The 20,816-nt window shown below is 48.3% G+C and carries 19 protein-coding genes; 16 read left to right on the forward strand and 3 right to left on the reverse strand.

Annotation, left to right across the window (positions count from 1 at the left end; translation table 11 throughout):
• Window positions 1-21 precede the first annotated feature (21 nt).
• The 16 genes from argC to H9Q77_RS04635 all read left to right on the forward strand — a co-directional run bounded on the left by argC (window position 22) and on the right by H9Q77_RS04635 (window position 17,092).
• The gene (gene argC / locus H9Q77_RS04560) at window positions 22-1,080 is read left to right on the forward strand and encodes an N-acetyl-gamma-glutamyl-phosphate reductase (RefSeq protein ID WP_148446144.1); all 1,059 of its coding nucleotides are present in this window, start codon (window positions 22-24) and stop codon (window positions 1,078-1,080) included.
• 39 nt (window positions 1,081-1,119) lie between these two features.
• On the forward strand, window positions 1,120-1,581 hold the full coding sequence (locus H9Q77_RS04565) for a GNAT family N-acetyltransferase (RefSeq protein WP_022153411.1): 462 nt from the start codon (window positions 1,120-1,122) through the stop codon (window positions 1,579-1,581).
• Between the two features lie 29 nt (window positions 1,582-1,610).
• Window positions 1,611-2,834, forward strand: coding sequence for a bifunctional glutamate N-acetyltransferase/amino-acid acetyltransferase ArgJ (gene argJ, locus H9Q77_RS04570; RefSeq protein WP_249326653.1), 1,224 nt, complete (start codon window positions 1,611-1,613; stop codon window positions 2,832-2,834).
• 72 nt (window positions 2,835-2,906) lie between these two features.
• The gene (gene argB, locus H9Q77_RS04575; protein WP_118693107.1) at window positions 2,907-3,791 is read left to right on the forward strand and encodes an acetylglutamate kinase; all 885 of its coding nucleotides are present in this window, start codon (window positions 2,907-2,909) and stop codon (window positions 3,789-3,791) included.
• Between the two features lies 1 nt (window position 3,792).
• On the forward strand, window positions 3,793-4,986 hold the full coding sequence (locus H9Q77_RS04580; RefSeq protein ID WP_249326654.1) for an aspartate aminotransferase family protein: 1,194 nt from the start codon (window positions 3,793-3,795) through the stop codon (window positions 4,984-4,986).
• Window positions 4,987-5,002: 16 nt separating this feature from the next.
• Window positions 5,003-6,454, forward strand: coding sequence for a sugar ABC transporter substrate-binding protein (locus tag H9Q77_RS04585; RefSeq protein ID WP_249326655.1), 1,452 nt, complete (start codon window positions 5,003-5,005; stop codon window positions 6,452-6,454).
• A gap of 67 nt (window positions 6,455-6,521) precedes the next feature.
• Window positions 6,522-6,953, forward strand: a complete 432-nt coding sequence (locus tag H9Q77_RS04590) for a DMT family transporter (RefSeq protein WP_249326656.1) — start codon at window positions 6,522-6,524, stop codon at window positions 6,951-6,953.
• A 164-nt stretch (window positions 6,954-7,117) separates the two neighbouring features.
• Complete coding sequence (locus tag H9Q77_RS04595) at window positions 7,118-7,669, forward strand: helix-hairpin-helix domain-containing protein (RefSeq protein ID WP_249326657.1); 552 nt, start codon at window positions 7,118-7,120, stop codon at window positions 7,667-7,669.
• Window positions 7,670-7,718: 49 nt separating this feature from the next.
• Window positions 7,719-8,435, forward strand: coding sequence for a response regulator transcription factor (locus tag H9Q77_RS04600; RefSeq protein ID WP_118545553.1), 717 nt, complete (start codon window positions 7,719-7,721; stop codon window positions 8,433-8,435).
• A 365-nt stretch (window positions 8,436-8,800) separates the two neighbouring features.
• Window positions 8,801-10,324, forward strand: coding sequence for a sensor histidine kinase (locus tag H9Q77_RS04605; RefSeq protein WP_022153403.1), 1,524 nt, complete (start codon window positions 8,801-8,803; stop codon window positions 10,322-10,324).
• A gap of 14 nt (window positions 10,325-10,338) precedes the next feature.
• Window positions 10,339-11,259 (forward strand): GerMN domain-containing protein, encoded by a 921-nt coding sequence (locus H9Q77_RS04610; protein WP_249326658.1) that lies wholly within the window; start codon window positions 10,339-10,341, stop codon window positions 11,257-11,259.
• Between the two features lie 91 nt (window positions 11,260-11,350).
• Window positions 11,351-14,086 carry a ComEC/Rec2 family competence protein gene (locus tag H9Q77_RS04615; protein WP_249326659.1) on the forward strand — a complete coding sequence of 912 codons (2,736 nt, stop codon included), beginning with the start codon at window positions 11,351-11,353 and terminating at the stop codon, window positions 14,084-14,086.
• Between the two features lie 3 nt (window positions 14,087-14,089).
• Complete coding sequence (locus tag H9Q77_RS04620; protein ID WP_249326660.1) at window positions 14,090-15,394, forward strand: hypothetical protein; 1,305 nt, start codon at window positions 14,090-14,092, stop codon at window positions 15,392-15,394.
• Window positions 15,395-15,405: 11 nt separating this feature from the next.
• Window positions 15,406-15,750: a Dabb family protein gene (locus H9Q77_RS04625; protein WP_249326661.1), complete on the forward strand. Its 345-nt coding sequence runs from the start codon at window positions 15,406-15,408 to the stop codon at window positions 15,748-15,750.
• A gap of 103 nt (window positions 15,751-15,853) precedes the next feature.
• Window positions 15,854-16,372 (forward strand): GNAT family N-acetyltransferase, encoded by a 519-nt coding sequence (locus H9Q77_RS04630; protein WP_249326662.1) that lies wholly within the window; start codon window positions 15,854-15,856, stop codon window positions 16,370-16,372.
• Between the two features lie 162 nt (window positions 16,373-16,534).
• Window positions 16,535-17,092, forward strand: a complete 558-nt coding sequence (locus H9Q77_RS04635; RefSeq protein ID WP_118550631.1) for an NUDIX hydrolase — start codon at window positions 16,535-16,537, stop codon at window positions 17,090-17,092.
• Window positions 17,093-17,288: 196 nt separating this feature from the next.
• On the opposite strand, the gene H9Q77_RS04640 is transcribed toward H9Q77_RS04635, so the two are convergent.
• From H9Q77_RS04640 to H9Q77_RS04650, 3 genes are all read right to left on the reverse strand, one after another.
• A complete protein-coding gene (locus H9Q77_RS04640; protein ID WP_249326663.1) occupies window positions 17,289-18,134 on the reverse strand; it encodes a hypothetical protein in 846 nt (281 codons plus the stop codon).
• 201 nt (window positions 18,135-18,335) lie between these two features.
• Window positions 18,336-19,931 (reverse strand): ABC transporter substrate-binding protein, encoded by a 1,596-nt coding sequence (locus H9Q77_RS04645; protein ID WP_249326664.1) that lies wholly within the window; start codon window positions 19,929-19,931, stop codon window positions 18,336-18,338.
• Window positions 19,928-20,806 (reverse strand): carbohydrate ABC transporter permease, encoded by an 879-nt coding sequence (locus tag H9Q77_RS04650; protein WP_249326665.1) that lies wholly within the window; start codon window positions 20,804-20,806, stop codon window positions 19,928-19,930. Before H9Q77_RS04650 ends, H9Q77_RS04645 begins: the two co-directional genes overlap by 4 nt.
• Window positions 20,807-20,816 lie beyond the last annotated feature (10 nt).

The raw sequence follows: 20,816 nt of genomic DNA on the forward strand, positions 1-20,816 counted from the left end.
AAATGAGTGTGAGGTAAAAAAATGATCAGAGTAGGAATCATCGGAGCAACCGGTTATGCCGGAGGAGAACTGGTACGTATCCTGTTGAATCACAAGGATGCCAAAATCGTATGGTACGGTTCCCGAAGCTATATAGATAAGAAGTATTATCAGGTATACCAGAACATGTTTCAGCTGGTGGAGGATATCTGCAAGGATGATAATCTGGAGGAACTGGCGAAGCAGGTGGATGTGATCTTCACCGCAACCCCTCAGGGATTCCTGGCAGGACTGTTATCCGAGGAAATCCTTTCCCAGGTGAAAATTGTGGATCTGTCCGCTGATTACCGTATCAAGGATGTAGCTACCTATGAAAAATGGTACGGCATCGAGCATAAGTCGCCGCAGTTCATCGAGGAAGCAGTATACGGACTCTGCGAGATCAACCGTGACAAGATCACGGAGAAGACCAGACTGGTGGCTAATCCCGGCTGTTATACCACCTGCTCGATCCTGACCGCTTACCCTATGGTAAAAGAAGGTATGATCGATGTGAATACCCTGATCGTGGATGCCAAGTCCGGAACTTCCGGTGCAGGCAGAGGAGCCAAAGTGCCAAACCTGTTCTGCGAAGTGAATGAGAATATGAAAGCCTACGGTGTGGCAAGTCACAGACATACTCCCGAGATCGAGGAGCAGTTAGGCTATGCGGGCAACTGTCAGGTGACCATCAATTTTACCCCGCACCTCGTACCCATGAACCGGGGGATCCTGGCAACCGAATATGCAACACTGAAGAGAAAACCGGACGGCACACTTCCTACCTATGAAGAGGTAAAGGCTGTCTATGATAAATATTATGCAAACGAGAAGTTTGTCCGTGTACTGGATAAGGGCAGCTGCCCCGAGACCAAGTGGGTGGAAGGCAGCAACTACGTGGACATCAACTTTGTCATTGACGAGCGTACCGGACGCATCATTATGATGGGTGCACTGGACAATCTCGTAAAAGGCGCTGCCGGTCAGGCAGTACAGAACATGAACCTGCTGTTCGGACTTCCCGAGAGCGAAGGCCTGGAGCTGGTTCCCTGCTTCCCTTAAAGCAGACACAGGACAAGGACGAAAGGATTACATACATCAATGAGCAAACAGTTTACGATCAAACCAATGACCATAGAAGATTATGACGGTCTGCACGCCCTCTGGATGACCATTCACGGCTTCGGTATCCGGAGTATCGATGATTCCAGGGAAGGTGTGGAGCGTTTTATCCACCGGAATCCCGGCACCAGTGTGGTAGCTGTCGGGGAGGACGGAACCGTAGTGGGCGGTATCCTATGCGGTCATGACGGACGACGGGGCTGCCTGTATCATGTATGTGTGAGAGAAGATTATAGAAGACTTGGCATAGGAAAAGCCATGGTGGTCCACTGCATGAATGCCCTGAAAGAGGAGCACATCAATAAAGTCAGCCTAATCGCTTTTACCCAGAACGATATCGGTAATGCTTTCTGGAAATGCATTGGCTGGACAAAGCGGGAAGACCTGAACTATTATGATTTTACTTTGAATGAAGAGAACATTACAGCGTTTAATAAATAGAAACGGAATCGAAAGGAGAGCATTCCAATATGAAACAGATCCAGGGCGGTGTGACCGCAGCAAAAGGCTTTGAGGCAGCAGGTGTGGAGGCTGCCATTAAATATCAGAATCGTAAGGATATGGCACTGATCGTAAGTAAGGCACCCTGCACCGTGGCAGGTACGTTTACCTCCAACGTGGTAAAGGCGGCTCCCGTGCTGTGGGATAAGCAGATCGTGGAGCATTCCGCATTTGCACAGGCAGTGGTAGTCAATTCCGGAATCGCCAATGCCTGCACCGGCAGACAGGGGCTTAGCTGCTGTGAGGCAGAAGCAAAATGTGCCGGAGAACTGTTAGGCGTGCCCACGGATGCGGTACTGGTAGCATCCACCGGTGTCATCGGTATGCAGATTCCTGTAGATAAGATTACTGCCGGAATCAAAAAGCTGGTGACAGCTAAGGCGGACACCTTAGAGGCCGGTTCCGATGCGGCGCATGCCATCATGACCACCGATACCATTTCCAAGGAGATTGCCATTGAGACCGAGATCGGCGGCAAGACCGTGACATTAGGCGGTATGTGCAAGGGCTCCGGCATGATCCATCCGAATATGTGCACCATGTTAGGCTTTGTAACCACCGATGTGAACATTTCCAAAGAGATGTTGCAGAAGTGCGTCAGCGCAGACGTAGTAGATTCCTTTAACATGATCTCCGTGGACGGTGATACTTCCACCAACGATACACTGTTAGTACTGGCAAATGGTATGGCAGGCAATGAGGAGATCACCGCAGAGGGTGAAGATTACGACAACTTCTGCAAGGCATTGCACGAGATCACTACCTTCCTGGCAAAAAAAATGGCAGGAGACGGCGAAGGGGCAACGGCGCTGTTCGAGACCAAAGTGATCCATGCAGCCAGCAAGGAAGATGCCAGAACCCTGGCAAAATCCGTGATCTGTTCTTCCCTGACCAAGGCAGCTATCTTCGGACATGATGCCAACTGGGGACGCATCCTCTGTGCACTGGGATATTCCGGAGCTAAATTCGATCCGGAAAATGTAGATCTGTATTTTGAGAGTAAGAGCGGTAAGATCCATATTTTCGGTAATGGCGTGGCATGTGATTACAGCGAGGAAGAGGCTACGAAGATCCTCTCCGATCCGGAAGTCACCGCCCTGGTGGATATGCATATGGGGGATGCGGAAGCGACTGCATGGGGCTGTGATCTAAGCTATGACTATGTGAAGATCAATGCAGACTATCGTTCCTAAGATAGTGCGCGACATACGGAAGAAATAAGTGATGGGCGGATCAGATATCTGCGGAAAGGCATGGACAGAACAATGGAAAAAGATATGGAACAGGTAATGAAAAAAGCAGAAGTGCTGATCGAGGCGCTTCCTTACATACAGAAATTCAACCGAAAGATCATTGTGGTAAAATACGGCGGCAGTGCCATGAGCAACGAAGAACTGCAGAAAAACGTCATTAAGGATGTGACGCTGTTGAAGCTGGTAGGCTTCAAACCCATTATTGTGCATGGCGGTGGTAAGGAGATCAGCCGCTGGGTCGGCAAGGTCGGCAAAGAAGCAAAGTTCATCAATGGTCTGCGTGTCACTGACGAGGAGACCATGGAAATCGCGGAAATGGTACTGAACAAGGTGAATAAGAGCCTGGTGACCATGGTGGAAGAGCTCGGTGTCAAGGCGGTTGGTGTCAGCGGCAAGGACGGCGGACTCCTCCAGGTAGAGAAAAAATATTCCGACGGTCAGGACATCGGTTATGTGGGTGAGATCACCGGTGTAAATCCCGATATCCTCTTTGATATGCTGGAGAAGGATTACCTGCCCATCATCGCTCCCATCGGACTGGACAAGGATTATCATACTTACAATATCAATGCGGATGATGCCGCGTGCGCGATCGCAAAGGCAGTACATGCGGAGAAGCTGGCATTCCTGACAGATATCGAAGGCCTGTACAAGGATATCAACGATAAGTCCACCTTTATCTCCAGACTGACAGCCTCCGAGGCAGAGGGACTGATCCACGACGGTTACATCGGCGGTGGCATGCTGCCGAAGTTAAATAACTGTACTTCCGCTATCCGTAACGGTGTAAACCGCGTACATATCCTGGACGGACGTCTGGCACACTGCCTGCTGCTGGAGATCTTCACTAATCAGGGTATCGGTACCGCAATCGTATCCGATGAGGAGGAAAAATAAAATGAGTGACACCATGAAAGAATATATTGCAGAAGCGGAAAAAGATCTGCTGCATACCTATAACCGGTACCAGATCGTTCTGGATAAGGGCGATGGTGTGTATCTGTATGATATAGACGGTAAAAAATATCTGGATTTTGTAGCGGGTATAGCCGTATTTGCACTGGGATATCAGAACAAAGCATACAACGATGCACTGAAAGCACAGATCGACAAGGTGATCCACACTTCCAACTATTATTATAATGTGCCCGCCATCGAAGCAGCACGAAAGATCAAAAAAGTATCCGGCATGGATCGGGTCTTTTTCACCAATTCCGGTGCGGAAGCGGTGGAGGGCGCCATCAAGGCAGCCAGAAAATACGCCTATCTGAAAGACGGCTGTACCGATCACGAGATCATTGCCATGAACCATTCTTTCCACGGCAGGACCATGGGTGCTCTGTCCGTGACGGGCAATCCTAAGTACCGTGAGGCATTCCAGCCTATGATCGGTCATATTAAATTCGCCGATCTGAATAATTTTCAGAGTGTGCTGGATCAGGTGACGGACAAGACCTGCGCTATCATTATGGAGACCGTGCAGGGCGAGGGTGGACTGTATCCAGCAACGGAAGAATTTTTGAAGCAGGTACGGGATCTGTGCGACGAGAGGGATATCCTGCTGATCTTAGATGAGATCCAGTGTGGTATGGGTCGTACCGGTTACATGTATGCATGGCAGCGTTTTGGCGTGAAACCGGATATCATGACCTCTGCCAAGGCACTGGGCTGCGGTGTGCCGGTAGGTGCTTTTATGATGACGGAAAAGGTTGCACAGCATTCTCTGACCGCGGGAGATCACGGAACCACCTACGGTGGCAACCCATTGGCCTGCGCCGCTGTGGAAAAAGTGCTTGATTTATTCGAAGAGGACCATATAATAGAACATGTGAGAGAGGTAGCTCCTTATCTGGAACAGCGTCTGAATGAGCTGGCTGAAAAGTACGACTGTATTCAGGAACGTCGTGGTGTGGGCCTGATGCAGGGTTTGGTATTTGATCATCCGGTGGGAGATATCATTAACAGAGCATTGGAGAAGGGATTGATTCTGATCAATGCCGGTGCGGATATTATTCGTTTTGTACCTCCTCTCGTCATTACCAGAGAAAACGTGGACGAAATGATCGCTATTTTGGACACCTGTATCGAATAAGAGGTTTAAGGTAATTATGTTTTTGAAAAAAAGAATGATTGCTACAGCAGCTGTGATCGCCATGGCTGCTGCAGCTGTTTACGGAAGTACGCAGGAAATGAGCCAGACGCAGGATACCGGAGAACGTTTGCAGCTGTTTCGGGCGAAAGAGACCATCTACTGCTGGTATTCAGATGAGGCTCTGTCCGGCTATATCAACGCGGCAGCAGTGTCTTTCGGAGAACAGAACAAGGTCCGTGTGATCCCGGTGCTGACTTCCGACAGTGAATATCTGGAAGCGGTCAATCAGGAGACACTGCATTCCGATCAGATACCGGATATCTATCTGTTAAGCAGTGACTCCCTGGAGAAGGCATATCTGGCGGGTCTGGCGACAAAGGTGCCGGATACGGAGGGAATCTGCGATACGGATCATTTTTCCCGGGCAGCACTGGCGGCGGTGACCTATGACGATAAAATCATTGGTTATCCTGTGTATTTTGATACCAGTGCACTGGTATACAATGAAGATTATCTCCGCACCTGGGCGACACAACAGGCGGAAAAAGAGCTGTCCGGCAGCAGTGACAATGATGAACCGGTAGGAGAAGGTGAGGAGATCATCGAGGAAGATTCTCTTCCGGAGGATCAGACCACAGATCAGGTTACCGCGGATGAAGCAGCGGTAAACGCGTTGGCGGAACAGTATTTCGCCAAGGCACTTCCCTCTACGGTGGACGATCTGTTGAACATTGCGGATACATTTGATGCACCGGAGGGCGTCGAAGGCGTCATGAAATGGGATGTGAACAATATCTTTTACAACTACTGGATCGTGGGTAATTACATGATCGTAGGCGGTGATCCCGGTGATGACAGAAATGATATCAACATCAACAATCCGGAGACCATACAGTGTCTGGAAGTATACAAGGCGCTGAACCAGTTCTTCTTCATTGAGTCAGATACCGTGACTTATGATTCCGTGATCCAGGACTTCATTGATGGCAAGACCATGTTCACCATCGGAACGACGGATGTGGTAAAGCGGCTGGAGGATGCAAAAGCAGACGGCAGTCTTACATTTAACTACGGAATTGCCCGTATGCCGGATGTCAGTGCCGAGCTTCAGAGCAGATCTTTGTCTGTTACCGGAGCGGCGGTGATCAATGGTTATTCGGAGCATAAGGAGCTTGCGGATCGTTTTGCAGCTTATCTGTCGGAAGAATATGCGGATGGACTGTATGAGCGTTCCGGTAAAATGCCTGCAAGCATTCATGCGGCGGAGAATGCGGATAATGGAGCACTTACGATTTTTGCCGATGAGTATGCGGACAGCGTATCGCTTCCGAAAATGCTGGAGACAGGGAATTTCTGGATGCAGCTGGAAGTACTGTTTTCCAAGGTGTGGAACGGCGAGGATGTGACGACACTGGTGCAGCAGCTGGCGGACAATATGTCGCAGCAATTAGGAAATACAGAGAATTGACGAATCAGGAATGAAAGAACCGGTCCTGGGATAGACTACTACTAAAAAGAAAAGGTGGTAGAATCCTATGATCGGTTTTTTGATTGCTTTAGTCTCCGGAGCGCTGATGAGTATTCAGGGAGTATTCAATACCCAGGTCACAAAGGCTTCCGGAATCTGGACCGCAAGTGCATTTGTACAGTTCACGGCGTTGCTGGTATGCCTGGGAGCATGGCTGTGTACGGAGCGGACTTCCTTTCTGAAAATAGCGCAGGTGGAGCCGAAATATATGTTGCTTGGAGGTGCCATCGGTGCTTTTATTACCTATACGGTGATTCGGAGCATGGATGCCCTGGGACCGGCCAAAGCGGTGATGCTCATTGTGATCGCCCAGCTTGCTGTGGCATATATCATCGAGTTGTTCGGATGGTTCGGTGTGGAGAAGCAACCCTGGGAGTGGCGCAAGGCTGTTGGCATGGCAGTGGCAATCGTAGGTATCATAATTTTCAAGTGGAAATAAGCTGACAAACGGCTTGTAAATTCCGGATAATTCCAGTACAATGAAAGTTGACAGCATAGAGAGGCAATCCCCTGAGAGTGAACGACAGGAAGGGGACTATGATGGTTTTTAAATTTTTTTCTAAAATAAAATATAGGTGTTTGATCGGTTTGCTGGGATGCATCGTGTTATTTGTGACAGGCTGTGGGACAGCAGATGAGGCGATTGTGCTGATTCCACCCGGGGAATCCGTTGCGGAATTCCCGGAGCTGGAAGCTGCGGAACAGGCTGCAGAGACCAGAGTGGTCGAGCCGCAGACGGTGTATGTCTATGTCTGTGGTGCGGTGCGGACACCGGGAGTCGTGGAGGTGCCGGAGGGCAGCCGAGCCGCGGAGGCATTGGAACTGGCCGGTGGCATGACAACGGAGGCGGATCCTTTTTATGTCAATCTGGCGGAAATCGTGACAGATGGACAGAAATTGTATTTTCCCACAGCATCGGAGGCGGAAGAAATGGAAGCTGCGGGGAAGGCGGCAGAAGAGGGACTCGTGAACATCAACACGGCATCCGCAGAGGAATTGTGTACGCTTCCGGGAATCGGAGCATCCAGGGCAGCGGATATTGTGCGCTACCGGGAGAAAAACGGTGCTTTTCAGACGAAGGAGGACATTATGAAGGTGTCCGGGATCAAACAGAATGCTTATGATAAGTTATGTGATAGGATTACGGTGCAATGAGAATATCACACACAGGGAATAGAAAGGTAAAATAAAGAGGTTAAGGAAGATGGCAGGCAAGAGAGTGCTGGTAGTGGATGATGAGAAGCTGATCGTGAAGGGAATCCGTTTCAGTCTGGAACAGGACAATATGGAAGTGGACTGTGCCTATGACGGAGAGGAAGCACTGGAGATGGCACATAACAAGGAATACGACATCATATTGCTGGATGTCATGCTTCCCAAACTGACAGGATTTGAAGTCTGTCAGCAGATCCGGGAATTCTCCAATGTACCGGTGATCATGTTGACCGCCAAGGGCGATGATATGGATAAGATTCTGGGACTGGAATACGGTGCGGATGATTACATAACGAAGCCTTTCAATATTCTCGAGGTTAAGGCAAGAATTAAAGCTATCCTGCGCCGCATGGAGCCGAAGAAAACGACCGCAGAGAGCGGCGGTATTCTCGAAAGCGGAGATCTGAAGCTGGATCGTGATGGCAGAAGAGCTTATATTCAGAGAAAAGAGATCGGCCTGACGGCCAAAGAGTTTGAGGTACTGGAGCTTCTGATGCTGAATCCGGACAAGGTATACAGCAGAGAGAATCTGTTAAAACTCGTGTGGGGTACGGACTATCCCGGAGATGTACGCACTGTGGATGTACATATCCGAAGACTGCGGGAGAAGATCGAATTGAGCCCCAGCGAACCCAGATACGTCCATACCAAGTGGGGAGTCGGGTACTATTTTAATGATAAACTCAGCCATGGACAGAATGCGTGACTGCTTGCAGGCAAAGCATTCTGTCCATGAGCTGAGTGAACGAACATGAGCAAGAAGGACGAAAGTCCGGAATGCGAATGGGCGTTGCGATTTCGAGAGTGCGGAGCACGGAGAAATCGTATATCATGTCATGGAGGAGAGAAGATGCGTGACTGCTTGCAGGCAAAGCATTCTGTCCATGAGCTGAGTGAACGAACATGAGCAAGAAGGACGAAAGTCCGGAATGCGAATGGGCGTTGCGATTTCGAGAGTGCGGAGCACGGAGAAATCGTATATCATGTCATGGAGGAGAGAAGATGTGTGACTGCTTGCAGGCAAAGCATTCTGTCCATGAGCTGAGTGAACGAACATGAGGTTTTTATATTGTGAAGAAATGGAATAAAGAACGATTCGCGACGATATGGGAAAATCTGGAGAGCATGATCAAACTGCGAAGTCTGCGGGCAAGAATTTTCCTGCTGATTCTGGTGATCGGACTGGTCCCCTGTATTGTCATGCGGCACGGTATCGTAAGCAATTATGAGGATATGGCGGTGGAACAGCGGATCACGGTGGTGCAGAACCAGTTGATGATCCTGGCGAACCACCTGGTCAGCAACAATTATTTGAGCAGCCACGGCGTCAGAGAGGATACCGGCAATTCCCGAGAGGTCATCAATGCGGAGCTGGAGATGCTGTCCAATCTGTACGAAGGCCGTGTGATGATCATTAACAAAAATTTTAAGGTGGAAAAAGATACCTACGGCATCAGTGAGGGGAAGACGATCATTTCCGAGGAAGTCATTAAGTGCTTTCAGGGGGAAAATATCTCTCACTACGACCCGGAGCACGGTTACATAGAGATGACTACTCCCATCATGGATACCACAGCCAATACCACGGACGAGAACGGTAAAAAAAATCCCGATGCGATCCGAGGTGTCATGCTGACCAGTATTTCTAATGACAGTATTGTAAATGCCAGGGAAGTGTTGAACCGCAAGGCATATATCATGGAAGTGATCATGATCGTGGCAATCCTGGCGCTGGCAATTCTGCTGTCCAGAGTGCTGACGATGCCTTTCAACAGAGTTACCCAGGCGATCAATGCGGTGAGGGAAGGATTCAGTGATGAGACCATCTCTGTGCCTGATTATGTGGAGACGGTACATATCGTGGATGCTTTTAACCAACTGTTGAAGCGCATGAAAGCACTGGACGACTCGAGACAGGAATTTGTAGCTAATGTGTCCCACGAACTGAAGACTCCCATGACATCCATCAAAGTACTGGCGGATTCCCTGCTGGCACAGGACGACGCTCCTGCGGAGCTGTATCGTGAGTTCATGGAAGACATTACATCCGAAATCGATAGAGAGAATCAGATCATCACCGACCTGTTGGCACTGGTGAAGATGGATAAAAAGGTACAGGACCTGAACATTGTATCATTGAATATCAATGATCTGACAGAATTGATCCTGAAAAGACTGCGTCCTATCGCCCGGAAAAAAGATGTGGAAGTCGTATTTGAGAGCGTTCGCCCCGTAGTAGCGGAAGTTGATGAGGTCAAGATGACGCTGATCATGACGAATCTGGTAGAAAATGCCATCAAATACAACAAGGATCATGGCTGGGTAAAGGTGGTACTGGATGCGGATCACCAGTATTTTACTTTTGAAGTCAGCGATTCCGGAATCGGTATTCCGGAGGAATCCCTGGCACACATCTGCGAGCGTTTTTATCGTGTGGACAAGTCCCATTCCAGAGAGATCGGAGGAACCGGACTGGGGCTGGCGATCACGAAGAGTGCGGTGCTGATGCACAAAGGATCCCTTACGGTGACCAGTACAGAAGGACAGGGATCCTGTTTTCTGGTGAAGATTCCGCTAATGTATATAGCGTCTTAGAAGGACTGTGAATTATGAAGAAAATAGTAAGTTATATGATGACAGGAATATTGCTGTTGTCGTTTTTGTTGACCGGATGTGGTTCGCCAGAACCCCAGACCGGGAAGAAAATGTCCATGTATTATATCAATACAGCGGAGACGAAGGTTGAGGTACATGAACAGTATCTGAACACGAAGACTTTGGACGAACAGTTGGATGAGACCATGAGGTATCTCTCGACGACTCCGGAAAAGCTGGAATATAAGGCACCTTTGGATATGGGATTCCGGGTCCTGGATTATGAAGTAGAAGATGGAAAACTACTGATCAACGTAGACAAGGCGTATTCGGAACTGTCTCCCACCACGGAGGTACTGGTGCGTGCGGCCATCGTAAGAACGCTTACGCAGCTGCCCAATGTGAAGTATGTGGGCATTACCGTAGAGGACAGCCAGTTGTACGATAATGCCGGGGAGATGGTAGGCTGGATGAATGCCGATCAGTTCATCAATAATGACGGTAACGAGATCAATACCTACGAACTGGTGAAGGTAAAACTGTATTTTGCCAATGCGGCTGGGGATAAACTAATCGCTTCATACAGAGAAAAGCATTATTCCACCAATACACCTCTGGAGCGTTTTGTAGTGGAAGAGCTGATCGCCGGTCCCAGCGGACAGATCGAGGGATTATATCCGGTGATCAATCCGGAGACGAAGATCGTCAATATTCTGACTAAGGATGGAATCTGTTATGTAAATCTGGATTCCAATTTCCTCACGGTGATAAATAACGTATCCACGGAAGTGGCAGTTTACTCTATCGTGAATTCGCTGGTAGAACTTGACAATATCAATAAAGTACAGATTCTGGTCAATGGCGAAGTGCCGCCTACTTTCAACAATTCCACGTTTGAAAGAAACCTGGATTATGTTACGACATTGGAACAGTAAATATTTACGGATATGGATTGCTTTGCGTTTTATCGCAGAGACAGTCTGTTCTGTGGTGTAGGTGCGTAAGACGTATGCAGAAAGGAATTTAATGAGACGACCACTTTTTACAGTGTGTTTGTGTCTCGTGACAATAATCGCAATAATGAGAATACTGGCAGGGGTGGGAACCGGTGAAGATACCGGCCTGCCGCCTGACGGAAGTCCGGTGAAGATCACGGGACGGATAGACACAAGAAGTTCTGAAGAAATTATTCTAAAATCAATTTCTATTATTCAAAACGATCAAGAATATTCCTATTCTGGAAAATTACAATGTGAACTGGAAAATATGAAAACGGCAATGATCACTGCAGGTGCTGTAACCGAAGAAGAGAAAACCCTTAAGATCGGGCAACAGATCGTTCTGGAAGGGACTTTTGCTTTGTTTTCGACCGCGACCAATCCGGGAGAATTTGATGCGCAGGCATACTATGCGGCCAAGGGTATTGGCGGCAGAGTACGGAAGGCACAGATTCTGGCCGCAGGGGAGAAGTACAGCTTTTTGCGGGAAAAACTGTATGGATTCCGGCAGGTATTGCATGACAGGCTTGCAGAAGTTTTTCCTGCGAAAGAAGCCTCCGTTATGCAGACATTGCTGCTTGGGGAGAAGGAGGAACTGGACGCTGAGGTAAAGGCGCTGTATCAGAAAAACGGAATTGCTCATATCTTAAGTATTTCGGGATTACATATTACTCTGCTTGGAATGGGGGTATACCGGTTGCTTAAGAGACTGGGATTACCTGTCAGGGCGGCAGCAGTGGGTGGTGCAATGCTGCTTCTTATATATGGTGTGATGGTGGGCATGAGTGTGTCTGCCAGCCGTGCCATCGGAATGTATCTGTTGCAGATGCTCGGGATATTTGTGGGCAGGACTTATGACATGTTGACAGGGCTGGGACTGATGGCACTATTGCTTGTCTTACAGGAACCGGAGCGACTTTTTGATGTGAGCTTTTTAATGTCCTTCGGAGCGGTGCTGGGGATTTGCATTCTGACGCCGGTGTTTTCCGGGGGCTGTTGGGAAAGGGATGCAGATGCGGAGTCAGAAGTCAAAGGGATATCGACATGGTTTCGTACCGTGGCAGATATTCTGGGGGATTCCGCCTATGAGAGAAACAAGTACCGGGAAGGCTGGCGCAAGGTGGCGTATGAAGAAATTCGCCGTATGGTGTCTGCGGTCAAAGGAGGCTTTGCTGCCAGTGTGGGAGTCATCCTGTTTACACTGCCCGTACAGTTATGGTTTTTCTATGAGATCCCGGTCTATTCGGTGCTGTTGAATCTGTTGGTGCTGCCATTTATGAGTGCGGTAGTGGCGGGAGGAATCCTATCGTTGATTCCGGGACTTGGTATTGTGGGGACGGTGGATTGTCTGATCCTGTGGTGGTATGAGTGGATCTGTGAAAGATTCGGAGAACTGCCGGGAGCGGTATGGTGTGTGGGGCAGCCTGAGAGATGGCAGATTGTTTGTTATTATGCCGGGATATTTCTGCTGGTCTTCGGCAGAAAATATGTGGAAGCATGGAAGAAACGGGGAACGTATGGGGAGGAAAATGTTCCGGGAGACAGGCTGCATTCTGCGAGAACCCCATGGTGTCTTATAACGAGAGGAGCGGATGAAAGCATCAGGAATAGAAAAAGGGATTGTAAGGGAGAGATGATGCATAGGAACAGAGTCCCGCACCTGATCGCAGCTGTGATGATCCTAGGATTATTGATTGGTTTGCTCACAGGAAATTTTGATTGTGGGAGTCGCGTGACTTTCCTGGACGTGGGGCAGGGCGACGGCATCGTGGTGGAGACTGGGCAGGGAGCCTATCTTTTCGACTGTGGCAGCACCAGCCGGAAGAACATCGGGGAATATGTGCTGAAGCCTTATCTCAAGAGCCGTGGCATCTCATCTCTTCGCGGTGTATTTGTTTCCCACCCTGATGAAGACCATATGAATGGAGTATTGGAATTGATGGAGAACGGTGAGGAATGGGGGATTACTGCGGAGCAGTTGTTCCTACCGGCGATCCGAGAGTCGGAGCGCAGGGAAACCTTTGAGCAGCTGCTTGCAGCGGCGGAGGATGCCGGGATACCGGTAAGCTACATAAAATACGGCGATGAGATCAGAGACAGTCAACTTAGGTTGTTGTGTCTGCACCCGGAGGAGAATACGACCCTTGCAGATGCCAACGCCTATTCGGAATGCTTTTATGTGGAGGTATTTGCGAAGAAGATGAAGCAGGAAGCAATAGACGACAGGAAAGCCAATGACGCAAGTGGGGCATCTGCCATTGGGAAGATCAGCATTCTTCTGACCGGGGATGTGGAAGGAGAAGGGGAACGGCAATTGACGCAGAAATTGCAGGCGTTGCAGGAATCGCAGGCGTTGCAGGAATCGCAGTCGTTGCAGGAATCCCGGTCGCTGCAGGAATCCCGGTCGCTGCAAGAATCCCGGTCGCTACAGGAATCGCAGTCGCTACAGGAATCGCAGTCGCTACAGTTAACCAGGAGATTGCAGGAACAGCGCGGACAGAGGAAGTTCAGGGTAGATATACTGAAGGTAGCTCATCATGGCTCCGGCTATTCCACCGGCACCGAGTTCCTTACCACCGCCAGTCCTGTCACCGCGATCATATCCTGTGGCCGCAACAATTCCTATGGACATCCCCATGTCGAGACGCTGCAGCGATTAGAGGACGCCCGGGTGCCCTGGTATGGCACCATGGACTACGGAGCCCTGACGGTGACTGTCGATTCTCATGGGAATCGCCTGCATGGGTACCTGAGGCGGAAATAAGACGTGATACCCACGGCATTTGAAAAGTGTGGGTATGAGAGACAGGAAGAAGGCATGATACCCACGGCATTTGAAAAGCGTGGGTATGAGAGACGGGAAGAAGGCATGATACCCACGGAGCACAAAAAGTGTGGGTATGAGAGGCAGGAAGAAGGCATGATACCCACGGCATTTGAAAAGCGTGGGTATGAGAGACGGGAAGAAGGCATGATACCCACGGTGCTTGAAAAGTGTGGGTATGAGAGGCAGGAAGAAGGCATGATACCCACGGCATTTGAAAAGCGTGGGTATGAGAGGCAGGAAGAAGACGTGATACCCATGGAGCACGAAAAGTGTGGGTATGAGAGACAGGAAGAAGGCATGATACCCACGGTGCTTGAAAAGCGTGGGTATGAGAGGCAGGAAGAAGGCATGATACCCACGGCATTTGAAAAGTGTGGGTATGAGAGTCAGGAAGAAACTGAAATACCATCGCTTCTTAGAAAATATGGGTATATGCAATACAACAATAGAAGGGAGAATCATATGTTTGCGAATTATTGGGAGATACAAAATCGTGTAAAGTACATCAAGGAAGAATTAAGTCATATAGAAGCTGTGGAAAAGGAAATGCCTGCGGGAGAACTTATTGTAGCAAAGAATAATAAGAACTATAAGTGGTATTTTCATAATCAGAATACCACGATATATTTGCCGAAGAAAGAAATTGAACTTGCTAAGAAATTAACATTAAAAAAATATTACCAGTTGCGTAAGGAAGAATTACAAAGAGAGTTGCAGGCATGCCAGATGTATATGCAGAAGGCGGATTGTAAGAAAGATATGTTGGAAAAAATGTTGGACAATGCGGAATATGAACGGCTTTTAGGAGGACGAAGACATTCTGTTAAAAAAGAGCTAGAGAATTGGATGAATGAAAAATATGAGAAAAATGGCAGTCATCCTGAGAACCTCATTGTAAAAGGAACACAGGGAAAATTTCTGCGTTCGAAGTCAGAGGCTATTATAGATAAGGTCTTGTACACAAATGGAATTCCCTTTCGATATGAAGATAAACTCGTCCTCGAGAACACTTTTTTGTATCCGGATTTTACAACCAGGCACCCTAAAACGGGACAGGTATATTATTGGGAACATTTTGGATTGATGGATCAGCCGGAGTATATAAACAGAGCTTGCCAAAAAATAAAAATGTATTGTGAAAACGGAATTATACCAGGGATAAATCTGATTCTGACATATGAGACAAAAGAGAATCCCTTGTCAATTGATCAGGTGGAAAAAATAGTGAAAGAATATTTCCTATAGAAAAGGATATTATGGTACAATTTATAAGAAAACATTCCAAGGAAGGGGAAATTGATATGAAGCACCTGATCATTGTAAAGTTTAAAGAAAATGTATGGGCCAGGGAAAGCGAGGCGAGCAGAGAGATGCTTGCGGATATCCGGGAAATCTTCGATCGGACGCAGCAGATCGAAGGCGTCCATACAGTGAATATTTATGAAAATGTGACGCCGAGACCGAACCGGCATGACCTGATGATCGAGATGGAGATGGCTCCGGAGGCGCTGCCTGTATACGATGATTCCGCGGCTCATCAGGAATGGAAGGCAAAGTACGGGGAGTATATTCAGACTAAGACCATTTTTGATTACGAATAAAGTATATAATTTTATGAGATAGGAGAAAACGAGAATGAAAGAAAACCAGAATATGATTGCAGGTCAGATCAATTAACAGATGACAGAAGGGCTGGAGTCAGTTATGGAAGAATTTGATATCAGAGAAGCTACGCCGAAAGATGCGGAGAAGATCATCGCATATTTAGCACAGGTAGGTGGAGAGACAGATTATCTGTCCTTTGGAAAAGAAGGGCTTCCTATTTCGATAGAAGAGGAAGAGAAATTTATACAGAATATAAATAAGGAGGAACATTCCGTTCTCTATGTAGTATGGAAAAATGGAGAGATCATCGGAGATGCCAGCCTAAGCGGATTCTCCAGAAGGATGAGCCACCGCGCCGAATTCGGAATCTCTGTGGTCAAGTCGGAATGGGGGCAGGGAATTGGTAGTGCACTGTTACAGAAATGCATTATGTATGCTAAAGAACATGCGATAGAACTGATCAATCTGGAAGTCCGAAACGATAATATACGCGCTATTCATGTCTATGAGAAATATGGCTTCCGGAAAATAGGGACCTCACCGGCGTATTATAAGATGGACGGAACATATTATGATTTCGATCTGATGGTATTAGACCTGAGAAGGGAAAGGCGGTAGTTATCGTTATCGCCGCGGCCGTCATCGCGAAGACCATCGAAGGAGCGACGATAGCGGAGCAGAACTCAGCACGATCGTAGTACAGATGCATTAACACAGAAATATAAAGAAATACAAAGTGACCCCAAGAACCGCAAAGAAACACAAAGGAGCCATAACACCATGGAAATATTTGACATCGTAGATGAAAAAGGCATTCCCACAGGGGAGACCATAGAACGCACACAGGCGCATGAAAAAGGTGTCCGACACAGAACCGCCCATATCTGGATCGTGAGGGAACAGGACGGAAAAGCCCAGCTGTTATTACAGAAGCGTTCCGCAGAGAAAGACAGTTTTCCGGGGCGGTTCGATACCTCTTCTGCCGGGCATATTCAGGCGGGGGACGAGCCGGAAGAGTCCGCAATCCGGGAACTTCACGAAGAACTGGGAATCCGGGCAGCAAAGGAGGATCTTACATTCGCCGGATGTTTTGATATTCAATACGAAAAAGAATTCTATGGAAAAATGTTCCGGGACAATGAAGTGGCATTCGTCTACATGTACACCAAGCCTGTAGATGCTAAAAAGCTTACCCTGCAAAAAGAGGAAGTGGAGAGCGTGGAGTGGTTCGATATGGAGGAACTGGACACCGCATTGCAGCCGCCCAGAGACCAAAGGTTCTGCGTCCCTATGGAGGGCTTCCAGATTGCAAAACAATGGTGGGAGAGCAGAAGATAATTAAACTGTCTCTACAGGTCTGACTGGCAGACAGAATTGCAGCACATGCGAGAGATGATTTCGACGCCGGAGGTTTTGGTGTATTACGATGCCATATAGCAGGCAACGGAAGAATTCAGACAGGCAGAGTAAAAAAAGAGCTGCCCTCATAATGAGGACAACTCTTTTATTTTAATAAGATTTTCACCAGATGAAATTACTTCACAGTTACGGAAGTGATGTGAGGGTTCACACCTTCGTACCAGTACAGGAAGCCTTCCATATCAACAGTGTCACCGATCTTTAAGTTCTTTACAGCATTGTAAACATCGGTGGTGTTGTCGCACAGATAAGACTCAACGGTGAAGGTATAGGTCTGACCATTCAGAGATACGTTGAAGTACAGGTCGTTACCGTCTTCGCCGGAACCGTCCCAGTTGTACAGGAAAGCAACGTCATTGCCGTCAGCATCCTGACCAGCAGCTTCTACGGTCATGCCCTTGAAAGCTACGAACTGGTTCTGGTAGTTGATCAGATCATCGGTACCTAACAGATCGGTCACATCGGTAACGGGAGCAATGTAGCTGCCCTCTTCGATCTCGAAGGTAGCACCTTCGGCAATCTCTACTTCACCGGACCACTCGGTCTTATAACCGGTTACCTTAATCTTGGTACCGGGTACCAGCTTTGCATAATCCTCTTCGGAACATGCGGCATTATAAATGAAGTAAGCACCGTCCTGATCCTGGGTGTACAGGGTAGCCTTGTCTTCCCACCAGGACTGTTTAGCCTGAACATAAGCCTCGATCACAACTTCGGAATCGAGATCAGCAGCCATGTACTCTTCATAGGTCATAACACCCTCGGACTTCTCATCAGCAACAGCTTCAGCAGCCTCGGTAGAAGCTTCTGTAGTAGCTTCGGTAGTAGCAGCTTCGGTAGCAGCCTCAGTGGTGGCAGCAGCGGTAGATTCAGCAGCAACGTCTGCATTGCTGTTTCCACATGCAGCGAGAGACAGAACCAGAGCCATAGCCATGGTTAATGCAAGTGTCTTCTTTTTCATAATAATCCTCCATTCCTGCGCTTTGTGGCGCATATGGGTCTGTGCAGATACACAGACATCTCCTCAATTTATCCGGTGCGCTCAGACACCGAACAGTTCCATTATACCTGAAACACAAGATAAATCAAGGCTTTTTGCAAAAAGAGCCCCATCCGCAGGAGAAATACCATCAGAAGCTATCTTACGAATGGGGCTGAAAAATTACTTTTTTCTGTTTTTTAAATATTCTCGCCCTACATACAGCAGGATCAGGATCCAGGTGACTGCAAGTGTGCTTAACAGGATCACGGAAGTCCGGGGCATGGCACCAAGTTCCTTTTTGCCGAAGGAGGCGTCACTTCCCTGGCCGAGACGGTACAGGCTCTCCACATCACTGTAAAGCTTTTGCATGTAGGCATCATCCACAGTTTCTTTTCTGCGGGTGGACTTCACTACGTTTTCAATCAACTGTCCGGAAGCATCACGTAAGGATGCGGAACCGTTAAATACCGGTGTGACAAAAGTATTGTCCACATGATCCAAAAGTAGTTTGGAAGCTTCAATCTTCACTGCATAATGTGTACCGTTATCCGCACCGCATTCGGACAGATACTCCTGATACTCTGCGGAGTTCTGTGCCTTAGAGGTTACAGGTACATAACCTTCTGTCTCGGAATAAGCGATCTGCACATCGTTGGTGAGCAGATACTGGGCAAACAGCCAGGATGCCAGTACTTCCTGAGAGTCCGATTTATTGAAAACGCAGACGGAAGGACCCTGAGAGATCATTTCGGGATGCTCCGGGTCAAACTGGGGAATCATCCGCACGGCGGTCTCAAACTGCACCAGAGAATCCTCGCTGATATCCGACAGCGGAGCGTCCGTACCCATCCAGGTGGCTCCGGCAGTGGAATCAATGGCGAAAATACATTGCCCGGCATTCAGGAAGTTCGCAGGATAACCGGAGATCTTGAAGGTGGAAAAGGCACCGCTCTTTACATGTCCGGCAATACCATACAGGAGATCCGTGGTGGTATCGTTGAAAAGTTCAATGCTGCCGTCAGCCGTGGAATATCCTGCGTTCTTTTGCTTTAACATCTGGATCATCATGTTGTCGGTGGACTTGTAGATAAACGGGATCAGTACATTCTGTCCGTTGGCTACATAGGTGCCGTCCGCATTTTTGGCGGTGGCAGCCTCGGAGACTTCCCAGATGAAGTCCCAGGTCAGTACATCCGGCAGAGTATATCCAAGATTTTCCACGTAGGTCTTATTCACGTAGCAGGCTTCGGTGGAACGCATGTAGGGTACGGCATAGTAATGACCGTCGATGGAGCATTCATTCAGAAACTGGGGAATGACTTCTTCTCTTGCAGGACCGTCATAGGCAAGTTCCGTGCCGCCCAGACCGTATTTTTCATCGGCAAACAGGTCATCCAGAGGAACTACGGTATTCTGTCCGGTGAGGTAGGTGGCAATGTGATCTGGGTAGGTGATGCAGACATTGGGTGTCGTATTGGTGGAAATATTGGTAATGACATCGTTGTAAATTTTGCCGTAATCCGTGTATAAATTCAGGTTCACCGTGATATTGGGATACAAGGCTTCAAAATCTGCAATGGCTTTTTTGTAGATTTCTGTCTGGGTCTTGTTGGTATCGTTTTTCGCCCAGAAGGTGATCTCATAGTTTCTGGAAGTATCGAATTCCTCCGGAACAGCGAATTCCGGCAGCCCCTTGGACCCATGGCAGCCGGTCAGAGACAGGGACAGCCCGCCCAGGGCACATACGAGTGCCAGCTTTTTGCTAAATTGACTCATCCTTTGGTACCTCCCCTGGCAACACCTGCCATGACTTTTTTACGGAATACGAGGAACAACACCACCAGAGGAACGGAGATCACGACCACCGCAGCCATCATGGCAGGGATGTTCTCTCTACCGAAACCATTCTCACGGATCTCCTGGATACCGTTGGACACCAGATAGTAATCCGGATCATCGGTGATCAGTCTGGGCCACACATAGGAGTTCCAGCATTCAATAACCTTCAGGATCACGATGGTGATCAGCGTGGGCTTGCAGATGGGCACCATGACCTTGCGCAGATATCGCAGATCAGAAGTACCGTCCACCTTGGCGGCATAATACAGCTCATCCGGAATCTGTGCGAAATTCTCCCGCAGCAGATAGATATAAAATACGCTGGTCACGGAAGGCAGGATCAGGCCGGTGAAGGTATTGCGCAGATCCAGGTTCGTGATGGTGGTGAAATTCGTAATGACCACCAGCTCGTTCGGAATCATCATCAGAGATAAAAATAACGTAAAGATCAGATCTTTTCCGGCAAAGTTCAACCTTGCAAAAGCGAAGGCCGCCAGGGTGATGACTACCAGCATAATGGCAGTGGTGACCACAGTGAAAAACAAAGTGTTCCACAGGTATCTTCCCAGAGAAACAGTGGTAAAAGCGTCCACGTAGTTCTGCAGAGTGGGAGACAGGGTGAAAAACTTCGGAATATATTCCGCATTATAGGAACCGTAGCTTTTTACGGAGGTCAGTACCATCCAGTAAAAAGGGAACAGTACGATCAGCGCCCACAGACACAGAAAAAAGTAGATGATCCCATTGCGGATATTGCCGTGGATCCGGGTGCGTTTCTCGATTCTTTCATAATCAGATGTAATATCAGACATCACAAAGACC

The sequence above is a fragment of the Simiaoa sunii genome, from assembly GCF_014337175.1.
In the GTDB taxonomy this organism is placed as follows: domain Bacteria; phylum Bacillota; class Clostridia; order Lachnospirales; family Lachnospiraceae; genus Acetatifactor; species Acetatifactor intestinalis.